Genomic DNA, 24138 nt, shown 5'->3' on the forward strand with positions numbered 1-24138 from the left:
ATTAGGTTTAGTATTTAAATGGTAGAGCAAACACCTTGCCAATTTTTTGATAGGGTAGATGTTCTTTTAATTACCTTATTATTAAGTGTTTTTAACTTTTTGTTTACTGAATAACATTGAGTGAACCGAAGAAAATTCGGTAAATCCCGTTGAAAATTTCCTCAGGTGTTGTTGCATATTTTGGATTCATAATTGCTGCTCAGCTAGTCTTACCACAAATGTAAGCGCTTACATTATTTGGTTAAAAAAACTTCGGCTTCTTAAAGAAGCAGAGTTAAAGGTTTTTCAGTTATTTATGAGTCCCCTCATAAATGTAAGCGCTTTCATCAGTTCTATATCTAACAATTTTTGGACTTTAATTCAAGGCTTATTTCAAAAATCAAGGAGTGGTTTTGCAATCCAATGCAAAAAAACAGGAAAATAATTTGAAAACTATTCTTGAAAGGTTGCAGTAATGAAATTATTGACTCGTAGAATCAGTTATTCAATTCCAATACATTTAAATAGATTTGCACTCATGGAAAAGGCCCATAGATCAATTAACACAGTAGGTGCTTTGAAAGAATCGGGATGGGAGTCTGTTTCCGTAAAGGAAGAGATTCGAAGGAACCTAATTTTAAAAATAAGAAACCAAAAGGACTTATTTCCTAATATTAAGGGATATGATAATACAGTCATTCCTCATTTGCAGCATGCTTTACTATCAAAACATGATATTATTCTATTGGGATTGCGGGGGCAGGCCAAGACAAAGATATTACGGCAACTGTTTTTATTACTGGATGAGTACCTGCCTGTTCTCAAGGATACTGAAATGAATGAAGATCCTTATAATCCGGTCTCCAAACATGGCAAAGAACTTCTCAATGAAGAGAAAGATGAGGCATCTGTGAGCTGGCTTCACCGCAGTGAGCGTTATGGAGAAAAATTAGCCACTCCCGATACAGCTGTTTCTGATCTTATCGGAGATATCGATCCCATTAAAGCTGCGGCCCAAAAAATGACGCTGGCAGATGAAAATGTTATCAACTTTGGGCTCGTGCCCCGGACGAACAGGGGGATATTTGCGATCAATGAATTGCCCGATTTACAACCGCGTATACAGGTTGCACTCCTTAATATAATGCAAGAGCGAGATATACAAATCAGGGGCTTTAATGTTCGAATTCCTTTAGATCTGTTAATGGTTTTTTCAGCTAATCCGGAAGACTATACAAATAGGGGAAATATAATTACACCACTGAAAGATCGAATTGATTCTCAAATCCTGACACACTATCCACAAAAAGTGGAGGTGGGTATGCAAATTACTGAACAGGAAGCCTGGACTTCACGTGGTAGTAATGTACAGGTTACCGTTCCTCTTGCTTTTAAAAAACTGCTCGAACTCATAGCATTTGAAGCTCGCTCTTCGGAATATATTGACCAGAAAAGTGGAGTTTCTACGCGGATGACTATTACAGCGATGGAGCAGCTAATATCAGCAGCAGAAAGACGAGCGTTAACCAATAGAGAAGAACAGACAGTTATTCGCATTACTGATATATACCATATGATACCGGCACTGACAGGCAAATTAGAACTTGTGTATGAAGGTGAACAGGAGGGGACCGTCAATGTCGCTAAACATATTATAGGAAAAGCTATTAAAAAAATATTTCTGCAGTTATTCCCGGATCCTGAAATTGAAAAGAAAAAGGAGAGGGATAGCGAATACAAACCAATACTCGATTGGTTCGCGGCTGGTAATACGCTTGATATTACCGATCGGCAAAACCAGAACCAGTACGAAGAAAAATTAAAGGAGATTCCGGGCCTACAATCACTTGTTAAAGGGCATTTGGCAGAAAAGCATGCACAAACAGAGCTAGTGCTAATGGATTTTGTTATTGAGGGATTACATCAACATTCGATGCTTGGTAAAGAAGAGATGGATAATCACCGATCCTATTCAGACATGTTGGGTAGTATGCTAGGGTCAATGGATGACCTGAACAATACAGATGATTTTGATTAATAATTTGGCATTGCAAGTAGATGAATATACCCTTATATTCTACCACTGAATTTAAGGCAACAAAGAAATTTATTGATCCCATGAAAGAAGGAATTCACCCGGAGTATAACGAAATTACTGTTAAGTTAAGTGATGGTACTGAGTTCAAAACTCGAAGCACCATGGATACCAAAGACGGTGTCTATCGCAGTGAGGTTGACTCAAAAAACCATCCTTTTTACACAGGTAACATGAATTACCAGAAAAAAGCTGGTCGTATCGATCGTTTCAAGAAACGTTACGGAAACAGCGACGACTAATTTTTGCTTTTGAAGAAATTAAGGATGCATTTCTTACTGAGATGCATCCTTTTTTTATTTTTAAACCAACAGATTTTTATGCAGTTACATTGTTTAACCGTTGGACCATTTGCCGAAAATACATATCTCTTATCTAAAGCAGATCAAGCACTTATTATTGATCCGGGCTTTATGGAACAGGCAGAATATGAAAAAATAAAAAACAAAATGGGGCAAGAGAGCCTCTCATTACAGGGCGTTGTTCTTACTCATGCACATGTTGATCATGTATTGGGGCTTCAAAAAGTACTTGATGATTTCGACGTGCCGGTGTATTTGAGTAAGAAAGATCGTTATTTGTGGGATAACTTTCCTTCACAGGCTTCAAGGTTTGGGTTCCGGGTTGATGGCTTTTCTGTTGATCCCAAAACATTACCTATAAAGAAAGGCTGGGAGATTGGTAACTTTGTATTTGATACTTTCTATACGCCCGGCCATGCTCCGGACCATGTATCATTGTATAGCAAAGAGGGGGGGCTGCTAATTGCCGGTGATGTCCTTTTTAAAGAAGGTATTGGGCGAACAGACTTATATAAAGGAGACTTTAACGTACTTGAACAATCTATTCGTGAAAAGTTATATCCACTTCCCGAAGATACTGTAGTTTATCCTGGTCACGGTCCTGAGACAACAATAGGTCATGAGAAACAAGCTAATCCATTTGTAAAGCCAGCAGGCTAACTTTTTAGGTACTATTCTTTTTCTTTATTTTCTTTTTTAAGCTCCTGGAGGCGTTGAATTTTTTTATTATACTGGTCTTCCTTTTCCTGGTACCTTTTTTTTAATCGCTTGTAGGTGTTGATAGCTGTGTCAAATTTGCCTTGTTTTTCGTGTATCGAGGCCAGTGTCTCGGATGCGATATCATCTACATTATCTGAGCTCCCTTCTTTTTTGGATGATTGTTCGGATTCCATCTTTCCCGGCTTAATACGTTTAGATTCTACCCTTGATAACTTTTGAATTAAGTTATCAAGATCTAGTACCGGACCGGGATCATGAGTAGATGAATCCGTAGAACTGCTATTAGGGAGATCTTCAGGAGTCCAAGCCTTAAACGTATTAGGATGACTTAAGTAATAATGGAGTTTCTCGAAGAAAGGGCTCCCCGGTGCAAACATGCGTGCCTTTAAGGCTTCTTCTATTGCTTGCTCGTCCAATCCTTTCAGATGGTAAAACCATGCCAGCAAAAAATGTCCTACGGCATCGGGACCTCTCTTTTGAAGTTGTTTTTTTAGTCGGGTGGTTGCCTTTATAGGATCATTATCAAAATGTTCGGCATAAGAGGCTAATGATTGGGGTATTTCAAAAGGTAATTGAGGCATTAATATTTGGTAAAAGGTTCCCGAGCAACGTTAAAGCTATTATACAAACTGAAAGTACTTGCAGTCAATAAAAAAGTAAATTCACCAACCGCTTACAGCATCATTAAACATATTATCAGCAACTTGGCTTAAGGCTTCACGGGCAGCATCCGTTTCTCCCTCAATAGGGTCTTCATTAGTATCATAAGTTGCTGATCCATTAAAAGAACTGCTCCATTCAGCTTGTTCTTTGTCAGTATATTTGTAGGTTGCCTGAACAGAAATTTCAACCTCGTTACGACTTGTTTGTTGATTGCCACTGAGACTAAACGCTTGGTTGGTATATCTTCGAATTGAACCTTCAAGTACGGCATCAGCATTGCCCCGTGAATTAGCGAGAGTTAACCGACTTTGATTGATAAAACGTTCTATAAGAGCTTGATTAAGAATATCGCTTAAATTACTGACTCCACTGTTTGATTGGTCAGCGAAAAAAGGGATATAAATAGAGTTGACATTTTCGGGAATGGAAGTACCCGTAAAACTATACCTGAAACAGCCTGAGACTGCAAAAAACATTAGAAAAAGCAGTACAAAAGTTCGTAATTTATTGCAGTCCATATTGGTCGAGCTTTCGATAAAGAGTTCGTTCACTTATACCAAGGGCTTCTGATGCTTTCCGGCGATTGCCTTCATATTTACGAAGAGCTTGTTCAATTAAGAACTGTTCTGTCTTCTCTATAGAGGGAATTTCATCACTGGTGAAAAATTCAGAAAAGGTATCTTCTTCTGTTTCTTCCTCAGAAATATCGGCTTCAGCATAAGATTCAACTCCAATATCTTCTTCCGCCGCATTACCGATGTCAATATCCATGCCGGTATTTTCAGGATTATTTACTTCATCCTGTATATTTTGAGGCAGGGCTTTGATGTTTTTTTGTGAAAAAGTAGAATATAAAAAGTTCGCGAGCATTTTTTTCAAATCCCCGATATCACTTTGTAATTCTACAAGAGCACGATAAATCAATTTTTGATCATCATTACCAAAAGCTCCGTTTTTATTACTATCATTTTGTTCTGCTAAAACAGGTAGGTTATCTGCAGAGCCGGTATGTTGTCGTCCCTTAAGGTATTTCTGAAGTTTTTCAGTATCAATGAATTGGGATTTTTCGAGAACGACCAGCTGCTCAGCTACATTTCGAAGTTCACGCACATTGCCCGGCCAACGGTATGATACCAACAGTTCTTTGGCTTCGTCAGAAAATCCTTTGAAAACGGAGTCATACTTTGCGGAAAATTCAGTAACAAATTTTCTAAATATTGGGATAATATCATCCGGACGGTCTCGAAGAGGAGGTAGTTTTACTTTGACGGTATCTAAGCGATAAAATAGGTCTTCCCGGAAAGTTTCTTCCTGTACCAGCTGCCAAAGATCCTTATTCGTGGCTGCAATAACACGGACATCAGTAGTACGAACTTTACTGGTTCCTACACGAAAATATTCACCGGATTCTAGTACTCGCAAGAGTTTTACCTGCACATTGGCAGGGGTATCTCCAATCTCATCAAGAAAGATGGTGCCGCCGTCGGCCTTTTCAAAATATCCTTTACGTGCTTCATGTGCGCCTGTAAAAGCTCCTTTTTCGTGACCAAAAAGCTCACTTTCAATAATTCCTTCGGGAATGGCTCCACAGTTAACAATGACCATGTTATTGTGTTTCCGATTGCTTATTTCGTGAATTGCCTTGGCAGTTACATCTTTACCTACACCACTCTCACCCTGCAGTAGTACCGTAATATCTGTATCGGCTACCTGTACAACTTTGTCTATAACCTGCTTTAGAGCAGCCGATTCTCCAATAAGTCCAAACCTTTCCTGAAATGCTTCCCGATCCATAAAGAGATGCTACATCTGTCTTAAATCATTCAATGTTTATTGACTCTAAAGGTAAGAATTCCACTCCTAGATACATAAAGAGATTCTGATATTATTATAACCAGCTGAGATATTGATATATTTTATTATTTAAAATACTGTCATCAGTAAATGCTATTTTATTAGAAAATTTTAAAGTTAAGTAACTATTTTAGGTTTTAATCGTCATACATTCAGAAGATGAACTTTAAACTTAAATGCATCTATTTATTTAGGTTCCTTCTGATGGTTCTATCAGACAACAGGGTAGCATGAAGCAGCAAAAGGAACGACAGTTAATTGAACAAATACAAAATGGACAAAGCGGTGAGTATAGAACGCTTGTTGATCGGTATGCACCTATGGTATTTAGTATCGTGAACAACTTTGTTGATGCTGAAGCAGATAGAGAAGAGTTGGCACAAGCTATTTTTGTGAAAGCTTATGAACGTCTGGGTTCGTTTAAAGGAGATTCAAAATTTTCTTCATGGCTCTATTCACTGGCAAAAAATCATTGTAGGGACTATGCTAAAAATATTCGCAGGAATAACAGCAATTTTAGTGAGATGGATGAACAGGATCTTAATTCCCGCCTGCGAGATGATGGGTTGCCGGATAAAGAAGTTGAACGTCAACAATGGATAGCACTCTTGCAAGAAGGACTTGATAATATAAATACTGAGTATGCTGAGGCCTTTATGATGAAGTATAATGAGGATATGAGCTATAAAGCGATGTCAAACAGGCTAGATGCATCTGTTAGTGCACTTAAAGTCCGTGTTTACCGAGCTAAAAAAGAACTTAAGAACTATATTGAAAAACGGGGTTAATTATTATGGATAAAGATACTTTACTCCGAAAATACTTAAATGGAGAACTCTCTGATGACAAAGAGAGAGAGGCATTGCATATGATTGCAGATGACCCTGATATGCGATCTATGTTACGTTTCGAACAAATGCTTTCCAGTAATTTTTCTGCCGGTGTTTTTGATAAGAAAGAAGCTACAGTCCCCAAAGGGTTTACTGATAATGTAATGAATCAGATTAATGAAGAATCTGAAAGCTTTCAACGGACAGGGGTAATCGAAAGAATAAAGAACTGGACAGAACAACTTTGGGAACCACGCCCAATACAATGGCGACCTGCATACAGTTTCGTATTTGGACTTCTAGTTCTCATCTCTTTGTCATATCCGTTACTATTTTTGCAAGAGAAACGTTCAATGTTATCTGATGAAATTGAGAATACACAAAAAATAGATTCCTCAATACAGCAAGTTTCCTCGGGGACAAACGATGTGATGTTACGTTTTATGTACCTTGATGATGAGGCGCAATCTATGGCTGTGGCTGGCGATTTCAGCAATTGGGAACCGGTAGAACTATCAAAAAAAGTTATTAATGGTAAAACCGTTTGGACAGGGCTTGTATCAATGGGACGTGGCGAACATAATTATATGTTTATAAAAGATGGAGAAGAATGGGTTACTGATCCACTTGCGCCCGTACACCGCGATGATGGCTTCGGGAATAAAAATGCAGTTATATACATATGAGATCATTCATAATTATTATGAGTATTTCACTAGCAATAACAACGTTGGGTAAAAGTCAGCAGTGGCAAAATACTGTGTCTGTTGATTCACGCTTTGGCTATTCGACCAATAGCTATCTTAACCCATTTTTAGCTGAGTGGGATAGTTCAGTAGAATCGGGATATAATTTTACATCTGTATTATGGCAATCTTATTGGCATAAGAATAAAAACTCTATCTCCATTACGGCAGGGGGGCTTTATGAGCCGATATTTAATTCTGGTGAAAACTGGAAAGGAGGTATGGGCACTGTTAATTATAGCCATCGGTTTAATAGCGTAAGTGCAGGAGTTGAAGTGGGAGGTAGCTACTTTAGTTCTACCTACAGTAGAAGTATAGGATGGATTCAACCTAAAATAACCTGGCTTATTTCACCTTTTACCTCTGTTCGTATTAAGGCGGGTTCGAATTTCAGGAATTACCAGGATGCTCAAAATCGGCCAACAGGCAGTAGTCGATTTGATATATACGGCATGGAATTGGAAACATGGCCAAGTTATGAATGGAGTATTACTGCTGGTTTATATGGTTCTCTTAATACTTTTCCCAGATTGCAAGAAGGTTTTAATGCGAATACCACAGTAAGTTATCACTTTAGCAATGGTGCCAATATCGGGTTAAATATTGGTCTTCAACAATATATAACAGAGTTTTCTGAGGAGACTAATACAGGGGGAGGTCCCCCTGGAGGAGGGCCTCCGGGTTCAGGTCCCGGTGGTGGACAAACTACTACGACTGTACAAAACACTGATCGCATAGCTCAATTAGGGAGTAGCGGTTCACTGCCTGTTAACGAATATTTTACTCTCTTTGCTTCTTTTCAATTTCTACAGCTTCATTCTGAGAGCTCAAATATCACAACCAGTGATTATAAGGTCTCTGGCGGAGTGCGTTTCAGCTTTACACCTGAGTTTGGAAAAAACGCCGATCACGTTCGTCCAAAATGGACGATCAAAGAAAGCAGTCAGCATCTACACCTTAATTACAATACTGAGGGACGGTTATATCTGGTAGGCGAATTTAATAATTGGAATAAGGCGGGAATACCGCTTCGAAAGCAAGACAATAATAACTACGCAGCCCAGCTTGATTTATCGCCAGGCAGTTATGAATATAAAATTCTTCAGCGGCAAGGGGATTCAGAGAAATGGCTACCGTTTGCTAAGGAAATCTATACGGTAGATGATGGATATGGAAGTGAGAACGCAATTTTATTGGTTGAATAAAACAGAGAAGCATTATGACTTTAGTTAAAAAGATAAATACATTATTACTAGTAGTGGCCATGATTTTTATGGCTTCAGCTAACATATTCGCCCAGCAAGCTGATATGCAAGAATGGATTGAAAAAGCTAAGCAGGCAGGAATCAGCGAGACGGTGTTGACTGAATTACAAAATAGAGTTGTAAATAAAGGATTGAGCCTGGAGCAGGCAAAAGGAGTAATGAAACCCGCTATTTCCATGGCGAACCAAAACCTACCATCTGAAGTTATTATTCAGAAAGCTTTAGAAGGGTTTTCAAAAGGGATACCGGGACCAAGGGTGCTCACGGTAGTTGAAAAAATGCAGGGAAGTATTCAGCAATCGGCACAAATTGTTGATCCGTGGATGAAAAAGCCCCAAGTGCAGGAGATGGTAAACAGGCAAAAAACAATGACAAAAGAAGAATTTAGAGACGAGCTTACAACAACAGCCTCTAAATCCATTATGCAGAATATGTCTGTTGAAGCTGTAACTGAAGTATTGAACGAAATTGCTAACCGGTCTGTACTAGCAAAGTCTAGTCCGCCCCAAGTTATTGCAGCAATGGGGATATTACCTGATCTCCCTTCGTCTGCTGATAACTCAAATGCTTCTTCTAAACTTATTGTACGTGCCGTAAAAGGTGGTTTTAAAGCCTCTGACCTTCAAAAATTACCATCAGCCATGAAGATGGCACAACAGCAAAGTGAACTACCTGCAGCGTCTGTAGTGAAAGGGGTAGCAGGACAAATGAAAGGCGGCATTCCCGCAAAGCAGATACTACAAAACTTATTTAATGGTAAGGTTGGAGGCGGTCCTCCGGGTGATATCCCTCCTGGTTTAAAGAACAAACCAGACACAGGGAATAAGGGTAACAATCAAGGACGAAACGGCGAATAAAGCTCATTACAATTTATATGTACGTAAAAGGCTGCTTGTAAAATAGCAGCCTTATCTTTTTAAAAAAAATGAAAATACCTTGTAACCATTAGTTATTCCACTCGTCATAAGGACAGAATAAAGTAGAAATGGTCTAAGAATTAAATCTTAATAAAGGGTATAATATTATGATAACTAAAAAGATACTTTCATTCCCCATTGCTCTTCTGATTATAATTTCAATGGTTTTTGTTAGCTGTAACACCAGCTCTGATGGTGATACTGGTACGATGACTGTAGAGATGACTGATGCCCCTATCGATTCAGCCGATGCAGTAAATGTATTCATAGAAAGAGTAGAGGTGGAATCCCAAGACGGCTCGGGGTGGATTACCCTTAATGAGCCTCAACAAGAATACAATCTGTTGGACCTTGTAAACGGTGCTACTTCGGTAATAGGAACAAGTGAACTGGAGGCGGGGACCTACAATCAAATTCGTTTGATTTTAAGTGGTACCGGACATAGTGTTGTAGTAGACGGAAAACCATACTCAATGAAAGCTCCGGGTGGTCAACAGACAGGGGTAAAACTTAATATCAATGCAGAAATTGAACCAGATATTGAGTACGTGCTATTGCTGGACTTCGAAGCAAGCAGATCAGTTACTAAAGCAGGTGAAAGTGGAAAATATGTACTCAAACCTGTAATTGATGCCAAAGAAAAAGCTATTACAGGTAATATAGCAGGTACCGTTGACCCTATTGAAGCTGAACCAGTCGTTTATGCTATCGCAAATTCAGATACATTGGCATCTACCATTGCCGATACTGCGGATGGCGAGTTCAAGCTAATTGGATTAGAAGAGGGTGCATATGATGTTTCTGTTAATCCTAGAAACGATAGTTACAGCGAAACTATTGAAGAGGGAGTAAACGTCACTGTTGAATCAACCAATGATATCGGTACTGTAACAGTACCCTCATCCAACTAATTAAGTACTATTCCCCGAAGCCCAAGGCTCGCACCCATCTGTTGGGTGTGGGCCTTTTTTATATCAAGTACATTGAGTAGTTATGTTGAACCAAATTTAGTTAATATGTAAGGTTTCCCCTTTCCAGAGGTCCTACTATTGTATAATAATACAATCATCTTAAGAGCCCTCATATTCTTTGGGGATTACTACCATTTCTAATGACAAAAATAACCAAGAGAGTATACTATGAGTTATATTTTTGAAGGTAAACTATATGGACGTCTTTGTGACGGTTGTAATGAAAAAATACCAAATGTTAAAATACGATTATATAGGTTAAGAGAATCCCAAGATGAAACGCTTTTAGCAACTGATGAACCCAAGAATAATTTCCGGATATTAACAAAGAAAGAGTTAGAGGCAAAGCAAGATTATCTTCTTGCCGAAACCGAGACTAATATCAATGGCGGATTCGATTTTAATCTGGATAAAATAAAAGGATATAATGGGGAGTCATTTGAAATTGATGTGTACGTAGAATCAGTTCCCGGCCAAGAAAAACGCCCACAAAATCTTGATCCTGTTCAATTTACAGCTGATGTGTATAAACCGCATCCCAGGGGTGAAGAAGATAAAAGGAAAGCTGGTTGGGAGTATTATGTTCCTTACCGTTATTGGTGCCGTATACGGGAAAAATTGGGGGGCTATGTTATATGTGGCCAAATATTGGATTGCAAAACCGAAATCCCTATACCGAATGTTGAAGTTTTTGCTCATGACCGTGATTGGTTACAAGATGATGATCTTGGGTCGGGATATACGGACGCTAATGGATATTTTAGAATTTACTACTCCGCCAGCGACTTCAAAAAAGGTACTGTTTTAGATGTTGAACTGGTAGGCGGACCTGACTTATACTTTTCCATAAAAACCCCAATGGGCACTCCCCTTTTAGCTGAGGATCCTTCAAGAGGTAGACAACCTGACCGGGAAAATGCAGGTGCCTGTTTTTGCGTAAATCTGTGTGTGTCGCATGATAAAATACCGCCACCACCAGAACCTAAGCCAGCTTTTACGAACATCGGTGGCTATGACTATGAAAATGACATTGACAGCATACCTCCAGGTACCGGGCTAACTAATGGACAAGGTAGGGCCTTTTTTCGTACCCTCCGATTAAACGGCACATTGTCAAAAAAGTACAATGGCAAACAGTTAGAGTACCGTTTTGAAACACGAGAGGTTGATTCAAATGGAAATCCAACAGGAAGTTGGAAACAAGTCAAGAAAAGCCAACTTGGTAAGCAAAAAATGGGAGTACTACAAAAATCGAATCCTGCCTTTCCGGCATCAAGTCCAAATCCCATTAAAAATGTGGATTACGTCATAAAGCCGAATCAACCTGATGAAATACCGGTATCCATTATTACTGATAGCAGTGGTAAAGATTGGATACAGGTGCCACAGGAAGATGATCATCCACTCGATTCTTCAGGGGGAGGCTACTTTACACCAAATCATAATCTAGTAGCTCTAAATACCCGAACTCTGGCTCCATTCAACGATGTAGACCTATCGGGGCTGGTTACGGGCGATAGTTCGACTTCAACAGGAAAACCCCTTGTAGAAAACAAACACTTTGCTATCCGGATGATTGTTCGAGAGAAGGGAAATTCTGCTACTGAAATGGTTACAGGTATCTGTGAGCATATTGCTGTCAATAACACTCTATATGATGGTATTGATAGTCATCCATCGTGGTATTCTAATGTTAGAAATGACCAGCTGGCTGTAACAATGGTTAACATTGATCAACTACAAGGCAATGGGTGTTCTGGTATTGCTGATCAGTTGGACATATTGTTCACGGCAGCTCATCCCAATTTGGGAGCGGTTAATATTAATATGACAGGTCCGGGCGGTCCGTATGGTTTTAATATTCCTGCAGCTCCAACATCAGGTGATCATTACGGAACAGCAACACCTAACTTTAGCGTTGCTGACTTAAATCCTTGTGCATATATTGTGAGTATGAGTGTACAAGTGTTACTTACTGACGGGGACCATACACCTCATAATCGGTATGATAAGATTGCTTTCTGTAAAAAGTAATTCTTTTAGTAGTAATAAACCTTAGTAAAGGCCAAACAAAAAACGGAGTGCAAACAAGCACTCCGTTTTTTTATAAAGAGGAAACAGAATATAGGCAAGAAAAACTATTATACGGCCACTTTTTCTTGGTCAAATTCTTCTATGCTACTTTTCTTGACAAAATCTCCCATCAGGGTAGCAGAAGTACAATCTTTAATCATTACTTCTACATAATCACCTTTTTCAATATGGCCAGGTCGATCAAAAACGACCATTTTATTCGTATCTGTTCGTCCACACAGTTGTTCATCAGAGCGCTTACTGGTGCCTTCGACCAAGACTAAATGACGGCGCCCAATTTCTTTTTCATTCAGTTCTCCCTGTATATCCATCTGTTGTTCAATAATTTCTGAGAGTCGTCGCTTTTTAACATCTTCTGGCACGTTATCCTCATATTTGCGTTCTGCCAGCGTGCGACCACGTTCAGAATAGGAGAACATATAGGCCAGATCATATTTAACCTTAGCCATTAAGGACAGAGTATCTTTATGCTCCTCTTCAGTTTCATCACAAAAACCAGAAATAATATCTGTAGAAAGCGTTACCCCTGGTATAATTTCGCGCATTTTATCTACAAGATCGAGATATTGTTTGCGTGTATATGGGCGACGCATCCTTTCTAATACCGCATTGTTACCTGATTGGGCCGGAATATGAATGTAGTTGCAAAGGTTTGGTTGCTCGCTAATTATTTGTAAAAGTTCCTCTGGAAAGTCTTTGGGGTGAGGAGAAGAGAAGCGAATCCGCATTTCAGGATCAACTTGACTTGCCTTATACATCAGGTCGGCAAATGAATGTTCTCCATCATCATAAGAGTTTACATTTTGCCCCAATAATGTGACTTCACGGTATCCCTGTTCACTAAGCTGTTCAAGTTCCTCGATAATACTTTCAGCATCCCGGCTTCGTTCACGGCCACGGGTAAAGGGGACTACACAAAAAGCACACATGTTGTCACACCCTCGCATAATGGTGACAAATGCACTTACACCATTATCATTACGACGGACCGGTTTAATATCAGCATAGGTTTCTTCAAGTGAAAGAAGCACGTTCACAGCCTTGCGGCCATCGTCCACATCAGCAAGAAGTTTAGGAAGGTCTCGATATGCATCAGGCCCCACAACTAAGTCAACCAACTCTTCTTTTTCCATGATTTTATCACGGATTCGTTCGGCCATACAGCCAAGAACCCCAACGGTTAGGTCACCGTCTTTTTCCCTTTTTAGTGCTTTGAACTCTTTTAACCTATTCCAAACCCGTTCTTCAGCGTTATCACGAATAGAGCAGGTATTTACGAAAATAACTTCTGCATCTTCGGGCTCATTTACTGGTTCCATACCGTCTTCCATAAGAATGGAATTAACTATTTCGGTATCTGAGACGTTCATTTGGCAGCCGTATGTCTCAATATAAAAGTTGCGTTGATCCAATGTATACGGGGTTTAATTGCTGATTGATTAAGCTATGAAATATAAGAAGAGATAGACTTTTTATGAAAGCTAAATAGATTAGTAAAAATAGAGTAACCAGAACCTAAAATAAACTCCCTCTTTTAAAAATTATCTCCGTTCATTTCTGTTACCGGGTTACCGTCCTAGAAAGAGATAAGCTTATGCTCAAAGAGGGAAAGGAAAATTCTTTAACCTCGCTCTGAGATACTGCGATTGCCGTTTCATATGTTTATTTGGAGTGCAATTTCTTCGGGCCTTATGGTTGATAGGTTTTAAAACTTCTGGCACCTATTTAAGGACCCGGATCTGGATTTCGGATTTGATTCCAGCAGTAATTAGTTAGGCCATGTTTCAGGATTTAACCGCCACTCTCCCAGAGTTTTTAAATCACTTGCATCTACATAGTTATTTTTACTCGCTACTTGGATAAGGGTAGGGTAGTCGGTTAAACTATATACTGATATATCAGCTTCATCAAAGCGTTGGATTGCTTTGTCAAAGCCATAGGTAAAGATACTAAGTACAGCCTCAATATTAACTCCTACGAAGCGTAAGGCTTCGACTACAGACATGGCAGAGCCGCCTGTAGAGATTAGATCTTCAATCACGACTGTGGATTCCCCTTTCTGTATGCCACCTTCAATCTGATTTCCGAGCCCATATGCTTTTGCTTTGGCTCGAACATAAGACATAGGTTTATCCATATTTTCGCTAACCCAAGCCGCGTGCGGAATACCTGCAGTTGCAGTTCCGGTTATTACATCAATATCGGGGTATTCCTTTTTAATAAAAGCAACAAGTTTTTGAGCGATTTTCTTACGTATTTTGGGATACCGCATGGTCAGTCGGTTATCACAATATATTGGTGAGTTCCAGCCTGAAGACCAGGTAAAAGGGTCATTAGGTCGTAAAATGACTGCATTTATATCTAATAAATCTAATGCTATTTCTTCTGCGAACTGTTGATCAATTATCATAAATCTAATTGTTAATGCTGTTACTGATGATAGTCTTTTCAGATTATCAATGTATTAAAATAATGTATTATATAATTTGCAAGGCCCACACAACGCCCTTTAAGCATAAAAAGGCGTAAAAACCGGCCAGCAGATCATCTACTAAGATACCCCAACCACCAGGCAGTTTCTGAAGTTTATCAACCCCAAGTGGTTTTTGAATGTCGAAAAATCGGAAAAATATAAAACCCAAAAATAACAGAAGTAGATCATAATTAATAACTCCTGTAAAAGATATAGCAATAAACCCCATTCCTTGGCCGGCAAGCTCATCCATAACTAAGGGAGAAGGGTCGCCACCCCAAACCCGTTCACACTCTTCGGAAACCCAAACTGTTAAATAGGAAGTGAATATTGTAAATAGTACAATACCATACCAAGGGGTATAAACACCGATAAAATATATTGGAACTAAGGCAAATAGACTGCCCCACGTTCCGGGTGCATTAGGTAAAAAGCCTGCGTAAAAAAAGCTACCGAGGATCGGTTTCAGTTTCTGCATTATTTGGATACGAAAAAAGGTTTTTGTTAATGTAAATATACTCGAAGCCGGAATAGACGGTTAGCATAACGATAGCAATCATCATCCAGGATAATATCCCCGATTGCATTAGTTCTATACAGTAGGTGCTCAACCAAACGTCGGTTTCTACAAAAACCCCGACGAGAAGTACCATGTAAAGGAAAAACATTTGCCCCATCGTTTTTACTTTGGCTGTAAACCGTGTTTCCATGCTGATATTTCGATAGTCGGCCAGAATGCGCATACCTGTTATAAGGATATCGCGAAAAACAATAACACCAATGGCCCACCATGGAAATTGGTTCGCATCAATAAAGGGTAAACAGATAAAACCTGCAAAGGTTAAGAACTTGTCTGCCAGGGGATCAAGGAAAACACCATAATCGGTTTGTGCGCCATAGAGTCGGGCAATGTAGCCATCAAAAAAGTCGGTAACAACGGCAACAGCGAAAATGCCTACACTGAGGGCACGCCATACGGCTTCTTCTTGCACGTATAGCATGAGAAAAATGGGAGCCAGAATAATCCGGATCGTACTTAATATGTTGGGTAATTGACGCACGCGTCAAAGATACTAATTGTTATATAGAATTAAATCTTTTTTCAAAAGAATAAAAGAGCTTCGAAAAGCTGCCAGAGTTTAATATTTTGCTTTCCGATTTTATCACCATAAAAATAATAATTTTTTGTGTATGCAGTGCCATATTATAAGTATTGGTAATGAACTTCTTATAGGAGATACGATCAATACCAATGCCAGCTGGCTGGGTGATGTACTTACTAAAATTGGTATTGATGTGACACATGTTCACACTATTGGTGATGATTATGCAATCATGAAAGCAACGTTAAATACGGCACTCGATGAAGCTGACCTTATAATAACAACAGGAGGTCTTGGCCCTACACATGATGATATCACTAAGAAAGTGGTTACAGAACTTTTTGAGTGTGAATTGAAAGTGGACAAGGAAATTCTAGAATTTATAAAAAAAGTATTTAGAGAGCGGAATATTCCCTTTAGTAAATCAAATTATCATCAGGCAGAAGTGCCAGATTGTTGCGAAGCCCTGTTCAATAGCCAGGGTACTGCTCCGGGCATGTGGTTTGACAGACAGGGGACCAAACTTGCTGTATTACCAGGCGTACCTTACGAGATGAAGCACCTGATGAATGAAAAGGTATTGCCAAAAATTCAAAGCAGTTATAGGGAATCAGTCTTTCGGTATTCGCATTATATAACCACTGCAGGAGTAGGAGAAAGTACACTGAGTGATAGAATTATTGGCGATCTTACGGCTACACTTCCCAAGGAGGTGAGTGTGGCTTATCTTCCGAGTCCGCAGGGGACTCGCATACGTGTGAGCGCATATGGTAGTTCCAGAGAAGAGGTGGATGAAAAGATCAAACCGGTCATTGAGCATATTAAAAGAAAAGCCGGATATCTAATTATTGGAGAGGGTAAAGATCTGACACTGGCTGAAGCTGTTGGACAAACACTTGCAGAACATAAGTTGTTGCTGGCAACGGCTGAAAGTTGTACCGGAGGATATGTTGCGAATGCAATTACTAATATTCCAGGCAGCAGCCGTTATTTCAAAGGGGGTATTAGTGCCTATTCTAATGAAGTGAAGATGAATCAATTGGGCGTCAATGGTGAAAGTATCGAGCAGTATGGCGCTGTAAGTAAAGCAGTAGCTCTTGAAATGGCAGAAGGAGCTGCCAAACAACTGGGTACAGATATGGCCATCTCTACTACCGGTGTTGCCGGACCTGGGGGAGGGACAGAAGAAAAACCGGTGGGTACTGTTTGGATAGGTTTTTACAGTAACAAACAGCATTTTGCCCTTGATGCTCGTTTTACTAATGATCGCTTGATCAATAAAGAAAGATCTGCAGCCGTTGCATTAGAAATGGTTCGACGCTGTATTCTGGATATCGATGAAATGCCATACGGACTCAAAAAGAATCAGGCTTGAGAATACTGCGCTTTACATATTGCACACTCTTTATTTTTGCAGCATTTTATAGCGCTGCAACAGCCCAGGTAGATACATTGGCTACTGAGGTAGTAGGCATCGATTCTGTGATTGCTGATAGTTCTCTCTTGCAAACGGTGTCTATTGATGAGTTTTCGGATTCTTCGTCATCGAAAAGTGGCTCAGCTTTTACCGTACAGCCCTGGGAATTTCGTGCTCCCCTTGGTGCAGAAGTAAGTGCTACTGACAGTACCCTTCGCTGGCAGATATGGCCTGACTGGACCTATAAATTGAATCGAGATCCGGGAGTGATTAGTTATCGGATGGGAACAAGTATGCGTTCCAATGCCGTACAGTACAATGCGCATGAACCTCGTCACCAGCAGTTATATTGGGAAGGAGTTTTGTTAAATGATCCCGTTTCGGGAGCCCTTCATTGGTCATTGATTCCACAGCATAAAATCGGTACTGTCTACCAGCAGGATTTAGGTACGCAAAACCGGCAGACCTATTTTTTACGGCAAAACTATTTAAGCAAGCCATTATCACGACTCATTTATAGTGAAAGTAAGTTTTCTAAACGGGACCTTGAATTTGAGGTCAGCCATAATTTATCTCGTCGCATGAATATCGAACTCAGTTATTGGGATCGAAGGGCAGGTGGAGAATATCCAAACTCAGAAATCACTGGGCGCCAAATTTTTGGAAAGGTGAGCTATCATTTATCTAGGAATCAGTATTTGAAGCTCAATTATATCAATAATAATTATGATATCGGACGTCCATTTGGATATGGTATTCCCGATCTGCGTCTATATAACTTTGACCGATTTAGAGCTACAGCCAATCAAAATTCCGGTAACTCTCAAAGAACCTCGAGCTTACTCGCACTGAATTATTATAAACGGAAGTCCGATTCCCTGGTGACAAAGGATAACTTTCGTGCCGGTATTAATTACCGTGGCAATGAGCGATCTCTTACCCAGAACAGTGATACCACAAGTTATAAAGTTAGTTCTGTTGGGGCCACAGCAAAAAAGTGGTGGTCTGTCGGGGATATCACTATCGAAACGTCGGCTGAAGGCAAGCAATTTTTTAACAAAACAGCTGCTGATGGAAGTTTGCCCACCTCAAACTGGGCACTGCTAAATGGGGAAGGACGTATTTCATTAGATTTTACTCCAATAATAGACTTTACCGGGGGGGCGGCTGTCAAATTGCGGAGTGATGGGTTTCAGTCTTACCGACTCAATGTAAGCTCTGATTTACACTTAGGAGGCTTTACGTTGACTTCTGGAGCCTCATCTGGTACCCTGATGCCTACTCAGCAACAGCTGTATTGGAATTCTACACGTTATAAAGGCAATTCAGAACTCAGCAATGAAAATATTCAGGAAGTACGGGGTACCTTAAGCTATCATTTTAATCCTGAAACCGAGATAGGATTGCGAGGGCAATATAAGGATATTACCGATGGTATCATGGCTACAGATTCCAGTTTTACCAATGTGAATGGATATTCTTCGCAGTCTGCTACCTTCTTTTTTAATTGGGATTTAACTCATTTTGAATTCAAGGGATCGGCTACTGTACATCGTTTTGCAGATAGTTATTTGAAGCCGGATAACCAGATTCCAATGAACCCGTCTGAACGTATATGGCTTAAGGGAAGCGCCTATTGGAAGGGTTATCTTTTTGATCGTGCGACCTATGTTAAAGCAGGAGTCTCCGGGATGCTTGCTCCATTTCAATACCAGGCCGACCATTACAATCCAGAACTAGATACCTGGCAACCAGTAAGCCAGGATCAGCTTTTGCCTGTTTATAACCGCATGGATGTGGATATTACAGCCCGTGTTCGCTCTATTATTTTTCTTTTGCGTTGGCAAAATGTGCTTGATGATGTTAGTCAACTCGGCTACTTTGAGACAGCTCAATACCCCATGTCGCAACGTCGCTTCATTTTTGGTGTACGTGCATTATTTAGAAATTAAAATGAGATACTGATAATGAGTCTAGGATATATAATTAAAGAAGGGATGGCTGGTTTGAACCGTGCCCGTCTAGCTGCATTCACCTCTATATTTTCACTCTTCATTGCCGTTTTATTACTTGGGGTACTAACAAGGGTTTCTTATAACGCTTATGAAGTAGGCCAATCCCTTAAAAGGTCTATTGATGTAGAAGTATTTTTGATGGATTTAGATGAGCGCACTACCCGTGAGCTTTCCAACAAGATAGACCGGAGTAACTTAGTTCAGACGGTGAATTATATTTCTAAGGACAGTGCAGCAACTATTTTTAAGCAAGAATTTGGGGCAGGTGGGGGATCATTGGCAAAGCTCGATTTTTTACCGGCATCATTTCGAGTGGAAATAAAACCGGAAACAGAAATTACTAAAGTTGATTCCTTGGTACAAGCGATTAAGAACTACCGCGGTGTCGAGGAAGTGAAGTTCAACCAACAGCTGTTGCAAATGATTGAAGATCGCTTTAGGACATTTGCCACTGCTGGGGTAGGACTGGGGCTGTTAATCCTTTTAGCAGCTGTTGTACTCGTTTTCAATACGATCAGGCTTACTATATATGCCAAACGCGGACTTATTAAAGCGATGAAACTTGTAGGGGCTACTAATACCTTTATTCGTCGCCCATTTGTGGTAGAAGGAATTATGCAGGGAATAATAGCCGGTTTGCTTTCTATAGGGGTAATGTATATCTCTTTCCAATATGTTTTGCCCCACTATGTGCCCCAATTCGGAATATTGGAATGGCCCTTTGGACGATGGTACTATCTGTGTGGTGCTATGTTATTGTTGTCGATGTTTATGGGTTTTCTGGGAAGTCAATGGGCGGCAAGAAGGTTTATTAAGAAAACTTCCATTTCTGAGTAGAAACTCAAATTCTCTTTTTATCTAATTTCGGCCATCTTTGATATAGATTGCTTTGGATTGTCCCTGTCCGGTAGAGCGTTCTTCAATTTCAAATAGTCTAATTGCTTTCACCAGCTCTCCCAGTTTTTGGTAGCCATAATTACGGGGATCAAATTCCGGAGATTGTTTGGCGATATAACTGCCAACTTGTCCAAGGTGAGCCCACCCGCTTTCATCTGATGAAGCCTCAATAGCATTGCGTGTAAGGTTTACAAGCTTGGTATCTTGCTTTAACTCATTGGTAGACATTTGCTTGAAAGAACGATCAGTCTCTTTCTCTTCCTCACTACGTAAAACTTCGGTGTAAATAAATTTATCGCAGGCAGCAACAAATGGGTCCGGGGTTTTCTGTTCACCGAATCCATATACCGTTAAACCTGCTTCACGAATGCGTGCAGCCAGCTTTGTAAAATCACTGTCGCTGGAAACGATACAAAAACCATCAAATTGATCGGTATACAAAAGATCCATGGCATCAATAATCATAGCACTGTCGGTCGCATTTTTACCGGTAGTGTAACCAAATTGTTGGATAGGTTGTATGGAGTGATCCAGCAAATGCTCTTTCCAACCGCGTAATTTAGTAGATGTCCAATCCCCGTATATCCGTTTAACATTGGCAGTACCATATTTGGCAATTTCAGCCAGAAGTCCCTCAACAATAGCAGGTTGCGCATTATCTGCATCAATAAGTACGGCTAGCTTATCAGAAATATTGGATTCCATAAATTTGTAATAAAGCGAATGTTAGTTATTTTCTTATTGCTTTTCAGAATCTTAAGAGATTAAGGTACAATATTAGAAGCAAAGTCTTTAGGGTATTTTTATTAATGTATTTTTGCGCAGTCGGCGATATCAAAATATATGCAAGCAATGATTGTATGCTTCAGGTGTGTCTTTTCTAGAGCTAAATAGTTAAATCTTAATATTGAGTTAACACTAGGTTCCAAAATTTAAGATACCTTTGGACTCCGTAAGATTAGCATGCCAAACACATCATAACTCAATTCTTAAATTAACTTAAAATGGTTAAAAAGCTTTTAGCACTCGTTATATTCAGCGGATTGTTTATTGTCTCATGCGGTTCTGGTGGATCGGAAGGCAATAATGAAATTAAAATTGACGGTTCAAGCACAGTTTTCCCTATTACTGAGGCTGCTGCCGAGGAGTTCAGAAAAGAAGCACCCAATGTTCGGGTAACGGTAGGTGTTTCCGGAACTGGTGGTGGATTCCAAAAGTTCTTACGCGGGGATACAGATATTAATAATGCTTCTCGCGAAATAAAGCCGAGTGAAGTTAAAACAGCGAAAGAAAATGGTATTGAGTATTTACGCCTTTCTGTAGCATTTGACGGTCTTGCTGTAGTTGTTAATCCTGAAAACGATTGGGTTGACCATTTTACCGTCGAAGAATTAAAAACAATCTGGGAGCCGTCGGCACAGGGCGAAGTCACAAAATGGAGTGATATTCGTGATGAATGGCCGGATAAAGAACTACACCTCTTTGGTCCTGGTGTTGCTTCAGGAACCTATGACTATTTTACTGAAGCTATTGTAGGGGAGAGTGGTGCCAGTCGCGGTGACTTCACAGCCAGTGAGGATGACAATGTGCTTGTACAAGGCGTAAGTACGGATGATTCTGCTCTTGGGTTCTTTGGTCTTGCTTATTATGAAGAAAATATGGATAAGCTAAAGCTTGTACCTATTGAAAACGAAAACGGGAAAGTAGTAAAGCCTTCACTTAACACCGTTTCTAATAATACGTATTCACCATTATCCCGACCTCTTTTCATCTACGTTCGAAAAGAGGCTGCACAAGAAAAAAATGTTCAGAAATTTATCAACTTCTACTTGGACAAAGCGCCAACACTTTCCAAGCAGATTGGATATGTACCTATGCCAGATTCTGCTTACAAAGCACAGAAGGAAAAGTTCAAGAAATTCCATTCACAAGTAGATTCAACATCTTCAGCAAAATAGAATTACATATAAGGCTGCGGTTGTTTTGACGGCAGCCTTATCTTTTTAGCTCTAGCAGATAAATATGAGGTTAAAAGAAAAAATTATTGAAAAGATACTGGCGGCTTGTGCGCTGGTAACGGTGCTTACAACAGTGGGCATCATACTTATCTTAGCCATAGAGGCTTTTAGCTTTTTTGGAGAAGTATCCATTGTAGAATTTGCAACATCTACCCAGTGGACTCCACTATTCACACAAAAGAACTACGGTATACTTCCTTTATTGAGTGGTACAGCCTTAACAGCTTTTATTGCTATTGCAGTAGCATTACCCACGGGTATTATTATTGCAGTATATTTGAATGAGTATGCTCCCAAAAAGGTCAAGAAAGTTCTAAAACCGATGCTGGAAATCTTGGCTGTAGTGCCTACAGTAGTATATGGTTTCTTTGCGCTTATGATTGTTACTCCTATTCTACAATCATTTATTCCGGGACTTTCTGGGTTCAACGCCTTATCACCCGGTATAGTAATGGGGATAATGATTATTCCTTTTGTTTCTTCCTTAAGTGAAGACGCATTGAGTGCGGTTCCTGATTCTTTGCGGCAGGCCTCTTTTGGAATGGGATCTACGAAATTCCAGACTGCTTTTAAAGTGATGGTACCCGCAGCATCTTCCGGAATTATTGTTTCGGCTATATTAGCAATCTCTCGTGCTATAGGAGAGACCATGATTGTAGCTATTGCCGCAGGTAGTCAGCCCAGGTTCACATTTGATCCAATGGTTCCCATCCAAACTATTACCTCTTATATTGTTCAGATAAGTATGGGGGATGTACCTCACGGATCAATAGCCTACCAGACTATCTTTGCAGCAGGTATTACCCTCTTTGTGTTCACTTTTATACTCAATAATATTAGTTACTGGATTAAAGCCAGATACCAACAGAAATATGAATAGTACGGATACAAGTAAATTTAAAGATAAAGCATTCCGCATACTTGGCATTAGTACAACCGTTGCTTGTGTACTAATACTCGCTGTTTTTATCGGTTTTATTATCTACCAGGGAATAGATCGGTTAAGCTGGGAGTTTATGTCAAGTTTACCTTCTCGTTTTGCTGAGCAGTCGGGTATTTATACCGCATGGATTGGTACACTTTGGGTACTGATACTTACGACCATTATATCATTTCCGTTAGGTGTTGGTGCCGGTATCTACCTGGAAGAGTATGGTAAGAAAAATAAGCTGGCAAAAATTTTAGAGATCAATATTGCAAATCTGGCAGGGGTTCCTTCCGTAATTTATGGTTTGCTTGGTCTTGAAGCCTTTGTGCGTATTATGCGAATGGGAAATAGTATATTAGCTGGCTCACTGACGTTAGCTCTATTAATATTACCCATTATTATTGTTTCAACTCGGGAAGCTATTAGTGCTGTACCTAGTTCTATTCGCGATGCATCTAATGCATTGGGAGCTTCGAAGTGGCAAACTATCTGGAATCAAATATTACCGGCATCTTTTGGAGGCATCTTGACAGGAGTTATATTAGCCCTTTCTCGGGCGGTAGGCGAGACAGCGCCCCTTATCGTTGTGGGGGCCTTGGCCTATGTGCCTTTTGCTCCACAGGGACCGATGGATGAGTTTACAGTACTTCCCATACAGATCTTTAACTGGGTGTCGCGTCCACAACATGAATTTGTCATAAATGCTGCAGCAGCTATTATCGTCCTCTTATTGATAACTTTTATAATGAATGGTATTGCGGTATATCTGAGAAACCGCTGGCAAAACAAAATGAACTGGTAAACATTATATATTTTCAATTTAGTGAAAAATGATCATGGAATCGGAAACA

23 protein-coding genes are annotated in these 24138 nt (G+C 39.9%); 15 read left to right on the forward strand and 8 right to left on the reverse strand.

The annotated features are described in order from the left end of the window. Positions 1-517: 517 nt before the first annotated feature. The 3 genes from FCN14_RS02740 (at position 518) to FCN14_RS02750 (ending at position 3036) form a co-directional block, all read left to right on the forward strand. Complete coding sequence (locus tag FCN14_RS02740) at positions 518-2017, forward strand: sigma 54-interacting transcriptional regulator (protein WP_138429560.1); 1500 nt, start codon at positions 518-520, stop codon at positions 2015-2017. Positions 2018-2097: 80 nt separating this feature from the next. Continuing rightward, complete coding sequence (gene rpmE / locus FCN14_RS02745) at positions 2098-2316, forward strand: 50S ribosomal protein L31 (protein ID WP_138430688.1); 219 nt, start codon at positions 2098-2100, stop codon at positions 2314-2316. A gap of 78 nt (positions 2317-2394) precedes the next feature. Next, positions 2395-3036, forward strand: a complete 642-nt coding sequence (locus tag FCN14_RS02750) for an MBL fold metallo-hydrolase (protein WP_138429561.1) — start codon at positions 2395-2397, stop codon at positions 3034-3036. A gap of 11 nt (positions 3037-3047) precedes the next feature. Here FCN14_RS02750 and FCN14_RS02755 read toward each other — a convergent pair whose 3' ends face one another. From FCN14_RS02755 to FCN14_RS02765, 3 genes are all read right to left on the reverse strand, one after another. Further along, positions 3048-3677, reverse strand: a complete 630-nt coding sequence (locus FCN14_RS02755; protein WP_138429562.1) for a hypothetical protein — start codon at positions 3675-3677, stop codon at positions 3048-3050. 81 nt (positions 3678-3758) lie between these two features. After that, positions 3759-4277, reverse strand: a complete 519-nt coding sequence (gene lptE, locus FCN14_RS02760) for an LPS assembly lipoprotein LptE (RefSeq protein ID WP_138429563.1) — start codon at positions 4275-4277, stop codon at positions 3759-3761. After that, positions 4264-5553 (reverse strand): sigma-54 interaction domain-containing protein, encoded by a 1290-nt coding sequence (locus FCN14_RS02765; RefSeq protein ID WP_138429564.1) that lies wholly within the window; start codon positions 5551-5553, stop codon positions 4264-4266. Before FCN14_RS02765 ends, lptE begins: the two co-directional genes overlap by 14 nt. Before the next feature lie 290 nt (positions 5554-5843). Between FCN14_RS02765 and FCN14_RS02770 the strand changes: the two genes are divergently transcribed. The 6 genes from FCN14_RS02770 to FCN14_RS02795 all read left to right on the forward strand — a co-directional run bounded on the left by FCN14_RS02770 (position 5844) and on the right by FCN14_RS02795 (position 12376). Further along, positions 5844-6401, forward strand: a complete 558-nt coding sequence (locus FCN14_RS02770; RefSeq protein WP_138429565.1) for an RNA polymerase sigma factor — start codon at positions 5844-5846, stop codon at positions 6399-6401. Between the two features lie 5 nt (positions 6402-6406). Further along, positions 6407-7129 (forward strand): early set domain-containing protein, encoded by a 723-nt coding sequence (locus FCN14_RS02775; RefSeq protein WP_138429566.1) that lies wholly within the window; start codon positions 6407-6409, stop codon positions 7127-7129. Between the two features lie 17 nt (positions 7130-7146). Continuing rightward, the gene (locus FCN14_RS02780) at positions 7147-8394 is read left to right on the forward strand and encodes an early set domain-containing protein (RefSeq protein WP_138429567.1); all 1248 of its coding nucleotides are present in this window, start codon (positions 7147-7149) and stop codon (positions 8392-8394) included. A gap of 14 nt (positions 8395-8408) precedes the next feature. Continuing rightward, complete coding sequence (locus tag FCN14_RS02785) at positions 8409-9311, forward strand: hypothetical protein (RefSeq protein ID WP_138429568.1); 903 nt, start codon at positions 8409-8411, stop codon at positions 9309-9311. Positions 9312-9478: 167 nt separating this feature from the next. Next, the gene (locus tag FCN14_RS02790) at positions 9479-10282 is read left to right on the forward strand and encodes a DUF4382 domain-containing protein (RefSeq protein ID WP_138429569.1); all 804 of its coding nucleotides are present in this window, start codon (positions 9479-9481) and stop codon (positions 10280-10282) included. A 228-nt stretch (positions 10283-10510) separates the two neighbouring features. After that, a complete protein-coding gene (locus tag FCN14_RS02795) occupies positions 10511-12376 on the forward strand; it encodes a transthyretin-like family protein (RefSeq protein WP_138429570.1) in 1866 nt (621 codons plus the stop codon). 107 nt (positions 12377-12483) lie between these two features. Here FCN14_RS02795 and miaB read toward each other — a convergent pair whose 3' ends face one another. From miaB to FCN14_RS02815, 4 genes are all read right to left on the reverse strand, one after another. Beyond that, the gene (gene miaB, locus FCN14_RS02800) at positions 12484-13848 is read right to left on the reverse strand and encodes a tRNA (N6-isopentenyl adenosine(37)-C2)-methylthiotransferase MiaB (protein ID WP_246043084.1); all 1365 of its coding nucleotides are present in this window, start codon (positions 13846-13848) and stop codon (positions 12484-12486) included. Positions 13849-14204: 356 nt separating this feature from the next. Next, on the reverse strand, positions 14205-14846 hold the full coding sequence (gene pyrE, locus FCN14_RS02805) for an orotate phosphoribosyltransferase (RefSeq protein WP_138429571.1): 642 nt from the start codon (positions 14844-14846) through the stop codon (positions 14205-14207). A 67-nt stretch (positions 14847-14913) separates the two neighbouring features. Beyond that, the gene (locus tag FCN14_RS02810) at positions 14914-15387 is read right to left on the reverse strand and encodes a phosphatidylglycerophosphatase A family protein (protein WP_138429572.1); all 474 of its coding nucleotides are present in this window, start codon (positions 15385-15387) and stop codon (positions 14914-14916) included. After that, complete coding sequence (locus tag FCN14_RS02815; protein WP_246043085.1) at positions 15359-15970, reverse strand: CDP-alcohol phosphatidyltransferase family protein; 612 nt, start codon at positions 15968-15970, stop codon at positions 15359-15361. Before FCN14_RS02815 ends, FCN14_RS02810 begins: the two co-directional genes overlap by 29 nt. A 130-nt stretch (positions 15971-16100) precedes the next feature. On the opposite strand from FCN14_RS02815, the gene FCN14_RS02820 reads away from it, so the two are divergent. The 3 genes from FCN14_RS02820 to FCN14_RS02830 are packed head-to-tail and all read left to right on the forward strand — an operon-like array spanning position 16101 to position 20281. Beyond that, a complete protein-coding gene (locus FCN14_RS02820) occupies positions 16101-17387 on the forward strand; it encodes a competence/damage-inducible protein A (protein ID WP_138429573.1) in 1287 nt (428 codons plus the stop codon). Continuing rightward, a complete protein-coding gene (locus tag FCN14_RS02825) occupies positions 17384-19381 on the forward strand; it encodes a putative porin (protein WP_138429574.1) in 1998 nt (665 codons plus the stop codon). The genes FCN14_RS02820 and FCN14_RS02825 overlap by 4 nt, the downstream gene beginning before the upstream one ends. Positions 19382-19396: 15 nt before the next feature. Then, positions 19397-20281, forward strand: coding sequence for a cell division protein FtsX (locus FCN14_RS02830; RefSeq protein WP_138429575.1), 885 nt, complete (start codon positions 19397-19399; stop codon positions 20279-20281). Between the two features lie 21 nt (positions 20282-20302). On the opposite strand, the gene FCN14_RS02835 is transcribed toward FCN14_RS02830, so the two are convergent. Continuing rightward, on the reverse strand, positions 20303-21046 hold the full coding sequence (locus FCN14_RS02835) for an NYN domain-containing protein (RefSeq protein WP_138429576.1): 744 nt from the start codon (positions 21044-21046) through the stop codon (positions 20303-20305). A 299-nt stretch (positions 21047-21345) separates the two neighbouring features. On the opposite strand from FCN14_RS02835, the gene FCN14_RS02840 reads away from it, so the two are divergent. The 3 genes from FCN14_RS02840 (at position 21346) to pstA (ending at position 24089) form a co-directional block, all read left to right on the forward strand. Then, the gene (locus FCN14_RS02840; protein WP_138429577.1) at positions 21346-22299 is read left to right on the forward strand and encodes a PstS family phosphate ABC transporter substrate-binding protein; all 954 of its coding nucleotides are present in this window, start codon (positions 21346-21348) and stop codon (positions 22297-22299) included. A gap of 64 nt (positions 22300-22363) precedes the next feature. After that, entirely contained in the window at positions 22364-23239 is an 876-nt protein-coding gene (gene pstC / locus FCN14_RS02845; RefSeq protein WP_138429578.1) for a phosphate ABC transporter permease subunit PstC, read from the forward strand. Next, entirely contained in the window at positions 23232-24089 is an 858-nt protein-coding gene (gene pstA, locus FCN14_RS02850) for a phosphate ABC transporter permease PstA (protein WP_138429579.1), read from the forward strand. Before pstC ends, pstA begins: the two co-directional genes overlap by 8 nt. Positions 24090-24138 lie beyond the last annotated feature (49 nt).

Origin of the sequence: Fodinibius saliphilus (assembly GCF_005869845.1) — a bacterium.
Lineage (GTDB): Bacteria > Bacteroidota > Rhodothermia > Balneolales > Balneolaceae > Fodinibius > Fodinibius saliphilus.